The 5,324-nt window shown below is 66.7% G+C and carries 5 protein-coding genes; 1 reads left to right on the top strand and 4 read right to left on the bottom strand.

The genetic code is table 11. From position 1 onward, the window contains the following. Window positions 1-53: 53 nt before the first annotated feature. On the top strand, window positions 54-1,208 hold the full coding sequence (locus tag ABLA28_RS10290; protein WP_347713588.1) for an alanine/ornithine racemase family PLP-dependent enzyme: 1,155 nt from the start codon (window positions 54-56) through the stop codon (window positions 1,206-1,208). On the opposite strand, the gene ABLA28_RS10295 is transcribed toward ABLA28_RS10290, so the two are convergent. The 4 genes from ABLA28_RS10295 to ABLA28_RS10310 form a co-directional block, all read right to left on the bottom strand. Beyond that, on the bottom strand, window positions 1,138-1,836 hold the full coding sequence (locus ABLA28_RS10295) for a DUF554 domain-containing protein (protein ID WP_347713589.1): 699 nt from the start codon (window positions 1,834-1,836) through the stop codon (window positions 1,138-1,140). The genes ABLA28_RS10290 and ABLA28_RS10295 overlap by 71 nt on opposite strands. Window positions 1,837-1,924: 88 nt before the next feature. Continuing rightward, window positions 1,925-3,133 carry a pyridoxal phosphate-dependent aminotransferase gene (locus ABLA28_RS10300; protein WP_347713590.1) on the bottom strand — a complete coding sequence of 403 codons (1,209 nt, stop codon included), beginning with the start codon at window positions 3,131-3,133 and terminating at the stop codon, window positions 1,925-1,927. An 85-nt stretch (window positions 3,134-3,218) separates the two neighbouring features. Continuing rightward, on the bottom strand, window positions 3,219-3,965 hold the full coding sequence (gene gpmA / locus ABLA28_RS10305) for a 2,3-diphosphoglycerate-dependent phosphoglycerate mutase (protein ID WP_347713591.1): 747 nt from the start codon (window positions 3,963-3,965) through the stop codon (window positions 3,219-3,221). A gap of 116 nt (window positions 3,966-4,081) precedes the next feature. After that, window positions 4,082-5,324, bottom strand: a 1,243-nt coding sequence (locus tag ABLA28_RS10310; RefSeq protein ID WP_347713592.1) for a DUF1015 domain-containing protein, incomplete at its 5' end; no start/stop codon positions are given.

A 5,324-nucleotide genomic window follows, 5' to 3' on the forward strand; every position in this document is an offset into this window, starting at 1 on the left:
TTTTTATATAGAGTAGAATGGAACAAACTTTGTCCTGGAGCGGAGGGGAGATCATGGACGCCTATCCCAGACTTTGCATCCACCTGGACCGCATACGCGAGAACGCGGCGCGTGTGGCAGAGCGGTGCCGCGCGCACGGCATCGCCGTCTGTGCCGTGACCAAGGGCATCTCGGCCGACTTGAACGCGGCGCGTGCGATGCTCGAGGGGGGCTGCGACGCCTTTGCGGACAGCCGCATCCGCAACCTGATCCGGCTCGAGGAGGCCTTTCCGGCCGTGGATCGGTTTCTGCTGCGCATCCCCATGCGCTCCGAGCTGGAGGCGGTCGTGCGCACCGCCTCGTGCTCGACCGTGTCGATGATCGAGGCCGTCGAGGCGTTGGAGGCGGAGTGCGCGGCCCAGGGAAAAACGCACCGTGCGCTCCTGATGTTCGACCTCGGCGACCGGCGGGAGGGGATCCTCGAGGAGGAGATGGAGGCGTTCGTTCGGGCCTTCAAGCGCTGTCCGCGCGTGAAGCTGCACGGGGTGGGGGCGAATTTCGCCTGCTTCGCGGGGGCGCTGCCCTCGGCCGGTGCGCTCGAAAGGCTTGCGTCGGCCCGCAGCTTCATGGAGGACGGGCTGGGGTATGCCGTCCCGGTCTGCTCCGGAGGGGAGACTTCGAGCCTCAAGCTGCTGGAGGAGGGGACGCTGCCCCGGGACGTCAACCACCTGCGGGTGGGGGAGGCCATTCTGCTGGGCGGCGACGTTGCCTGGCAGCGGGCGATCCCCTGGCTGAGGCAGGACACTGTGGAGCTGGAGGCTCAGGTCATCGAGGCCCGGGAGAAGCCCTCCCGGCCCGAGGGGCCGATCGGGCCGGACGCCTTCGGCAGGGTGCAGACGTTCGAGGATCGGGGGCGCCGTCTCAGAGCGATCCTGGGGATCGGCCGGCAGGATCTCCCTGTGGAGGGGCTGAGGCCCCTGGACGAGAGCGTGGAGGTCCTGGGGGGATCGAGCGACCACACGCTTCTGGACGTGGGGGGACGGCCGGCGGTCACGCGATGGGGAGACGTGCTGCGCTTCGGGGTCGATTACGGGGCGATGCTGAGCTTGTCCACGTCTCCCTATGTGGCCCGGGCCTGTTTCGAGGACGGGCGCGAGGTCAGAGCAGTGCCGCGAGGAGGACGATCAGGATCAGCCCCGGAAGCATGTTGCCCGTTCGGACCTCCGTGATGCGCAGGAGGTTCAGGCCGATCCCCATGATCATGAGCCCGCCCAGGCCTGAGAGGTCGGCGAGCATCGCCGGGGTGATGAGAGCCTGGGCCCCGCCGGCGGCGAACGTCAGCGCCCCTTGGTAGAGCAGGACGGGCAGGGCCGAGAAGAGCACGCCGACGCCGAGCGAGGCGGCCAGAAACAGGGCGGCGGTGCCGTCCATGACCCCCTTGGTGACGAGCAGCCCGGGGTTCCCTCGGACGCCGTCCTCTATCGCCCCCAGGATCGCCATCGAGCCGATGCAGAAGAGCAGGGCGGCGGTGACGAACCCCTCGGTGAAGGTCTCGCTGCCGATTCGCAGCCTTGCCTTGAGCCGATCGCTCAGGGAGTTGAGCCGGACGTCCAGGTCCATCAGCTCCCCCGCGGCGGTGCCCAGGATGAAGCTCAGCAGGACGGCCAGGACGTGCTGCATCCTGAGCGCCATGTCGGCCCCCAGGTACAGGCAGAACAGGCCGAGACACTGGAAGATGCTGCGCTGGACGCGCTCCGGGACGAGACGGCCGGCAAAAAGGCCGATGGCGCCCCCCAGAAGGATGGCGAGCGCGTTGAACAGGGTTCCGCCCGCCGGGATGCCGCTCAGAAATTCCATGTTGGATGAGGTCCCTCCAAAAAAGTACGGACCGGCGCTATCCGTTCCCTGCCGGCCCGTGCCCCGCAAAATCCGAATCGTTGGGCTCTTACGCCCTGATGGCCTCGACGCGCCCCGGATAAGCGGCAAGCGCACCCTTCAGGATGGTCATGGCCTTGACCAGGTCCTCGTTCTTCAGGACGTAGGCCAGTCGCATCTCGTTCCTGCCGCGGTCCGCGGCCGTGTAGAACCCGTTTCCGGGCGCGGCCATCGTCGTCTCCCCGTTGATGTCGAAGTTCTGGAGCATCCAGATGATGAACTTCTCGGCGTCGTCCACGGGGGCCTTGACCATGACGTAGAACGCGCCCTTCGGCTCCTCGCAGATCACGCCGTCCATGGACTTCAGGGCCTTGTAAAGGGTGTCCCGCCGGGCCTTGTACTCCTTGTTCACGTCCTCCAGGTACTTTTTCGGCGTCTTGTAGAGCCCGGCCGCGCCGACCTGCTCCAGCGTGGAGACGCACAGGCGCCCCTGGCAGAGCTTCAGCACCTGTCCCATGAAGTCCCGGTTCCTGATCGCGATGGTGCCGATGCGCGCCCCGCAGGCACTGAAGCGCTTGGACACGGAGTCGACCATGATCACGCGGTCCAGCACGTCCTTCATGTGCCCCAGGCTGGTGAACTTCTCCCCGTCGTAGGTGAACTCGCGGTAGACCTCGTCGGCGATCAGGTAGAGGTCGTGCTTTTTGGCCAGCCCGGCCAGCATCTCCAGCTCGGCGGGCGTGTAGACGGCGCCCGTCGGGTTGCCGGGGTTGGAGATCCAGATCGCGCGCGTGCGCGGCGTGACGAGCTTCTCGATGACGGAGGCGGGGGGAAGGTGGAACCCCTCCTCGGCCCTCGTGGGGATGGGCACGAGCCTGGCAAGGGAGGACTGGGCGAACGCGTTGTAGTTCGCGTAGAAAGGCTCCGGGACCAGCAGCTCGTCTCCGGGGTCGCAGATGGTCATGACCGCGAACCACAGGGCCTCGCTGCCGCCGTTGGTGACGTAGATGTCGTCGCGCTCGTAGGGGATGTCCCAGGACTTGTAGTAGGCGCTGACGGCGTCGCGGAGGTCGTTGTTGCCCTGCGAGGTCGCGTAGGCGACGGTCTCCACCTTGAAGTTACGGATGGCCTCGAAGTATTCGCCGGGGGTCCTGATGTCCGGCTGGCCGATGTTGAGGTGGAACACCTTTTTCCCCTTGCTCTTGGCCTCGTCGGCAAAGGGGATGAGCCGACGGATGGGCGACGTCTGCATTGCCTTGATACGGTCGGAAAAATGCATCTCCATACAGCCTCCTTCGATATTTTTTGACGGCGTTGTTTTGACGGCATCGGGCGGATGCCGCCGAGCGGCTTGCGCCCGGCGCTTATTTCGCCCTTCCCTGCCCGGCCACGGCGGCCTGGGCCCTGGCGATGGCCTCGGGGTCGCCGAGGTAACGGTGTCCCAGGGGCTTCATGTCCTTGTCCAGCGTGTAGATCAGGGGGACGCCCGTGGGGATGTTCAGCTCCAGGATGTCCTTGTCGGAGATGTCGTCCAGATATTTGACCAGGGCCCGCAGGCTGTTGCCGTGGGCGGCGATGATGATCTTTTTCCCGCCCCGGACCTCCGGGACGACGGCCTCCGTCCAATAGGGCACGACGCGGGCCACGGTGTCCGCCAGGCACTCGCCGGCCGGTACCTCATCCGGTCCGAGCCCCGCGTAGCGCGGATCCCTGCCCGGGTAACGCTCGTCACCCTTGTCCAGCAGGGGAGGAAGGACGTCGTAGCTGCGGCGCCATATCCGGACCTGTTCGTCGCCGTACTTCGCCGCGGTCTCGGCCTTGTTCAGACCCTGGAGCCCGCCGTAGTGCCGCTCGTTCAGCTTCCAGGAGTTGCGGATGGGGATCCACATCCGGTCCATCTCCTCCAGCACGAGCCACAGGGTCTTGATGGCCCGCTTCAGCACGGAGGTGAAGGCCAGGTCGAAGGCATAGCCCTCCTGTTTCAGAAGCCGCCCCGCGGCCCGGGCCTCCTCGATCCCCTTCTCGGACAGGGGGACGTCGGTCCATCCGGTGAAACGGTTCTCCTTGTTCCATGCGCTCTCGCCATGGCGTATCAATGCGATCTCGTACACGAAGCATCACTCCCCAGGTCGAAACAAAATCGAAGCGCGGCAAGCCGGCGCGGCCTCCGTACCGGGATCCCCGCGGGGTCCCGTGCCTGCGGGAACCCCGATATGGAGGGCATGAATCAGCTTTCCTGAATCCTCCGGCACTCCAGGTAATAGCGCTTGTCCTCGGCATGGCCGATGGAGAAGCTCTTTTTGGGGAACGGCCCGGAACGGATGATGGACGGGAAGAGCTCGTCCTTCTCCATTCGGGGCAGCAGCGTCGCCGCGCCGCCGGAGCGGCCGGCCATCTCCAGCGCCGTATCGTCGTTGTGGATGTAGTCCACCTGGCCGCCGTGGGCGGCGATGTAGCCCTGACTGAACTCCTCCGCGGCGCCGATGAGCTGTCCGATGGTCAGGCCGTTGACCGCAACGCGCTCCTCCCGTCCGCCGGCGACCAGCCGAAGCGTGTGTCCTGCGCCCGACGAACGGCTGCGCTCGGCCCAGAAGGCCCTGGCCGCGTCGATGAAGGTCCCCGCGTCGGTGCCGAACAGCACCTTGTGGATCGGCTCGAAGCCGATGGCGTCGTCATGAATGTTCACCAGCTCCACCAGGCTGAAGCGGGCCGGATGCCCCTCGAGCCGCTCGGGCGGGAGCCCGGCCTTTTTGATCTCCTCCCAGCAGTTCTTCGCCGCGGCAAGGCTGTGGTTGCCGTCCCCGATGGCGAACATCGCCGGGGCCGTTCCCTCGTACCGCTCGCGTATCTCCTGGGTATAGGCGTCCATCTCCCGCTCCAGCGCGGCCGCGTCGCCCCCGGTCACCTGCCAGCCGCGCAGGTGGCCGCCCCCGCAGTTGAGGTCGAAATCGTACACGGGCGGGAGCGCCGACTTTCCGGCGTCCAGGGAGCCCAGCACGCCGTTTCGCCTGTCGTCCATCAGCACCATGATGTGCGGCATCTCCAGCGGTGCGTCCCGGCGCACCCTCACGCGCGGCGGCAGGCGCTCCTCCACCGTGCCCTCTGTGGCGCGGATGGGCGAGGCGGACCCGGCGGCGTAGTCGTACGCCTCCAGGTCCAGGGCGACCATGATGCCCCGGCGCACCTTGCCGTCCGACTGCGTGCGCTCCAGATAGACGTAGCTGTGCGGCAGGGTCCGGAAGACGCTGCCGTCGAGGTAGCGGCTCATGGTCGCGTTGATGGTCTTCGCCTCGGCGAACGGGTCGCGCTGGTTCAGGTACGCCTCCGGCAGCATCAGCCGCAGCGTGCTGGGCGCGTCGCCGACGTATCGGTCCAGGGCGTCCCAGTACCCCGGCTGCGAGGAAAACTGGTCGCAGGCGATGACGCTCCATTTGCTCATGTCGCAGTTCGCGGGGACGAGGATATCCGCC

Origin of the sequence: uncultured Fretibacterium sp., from assembly GCF_963544685.1 — a bacterium.
Classification (GTDB): Bacteria; Synergistota; Synergistia; order Synergistales; family Aminobacteriaceae; genus CAJPSE01.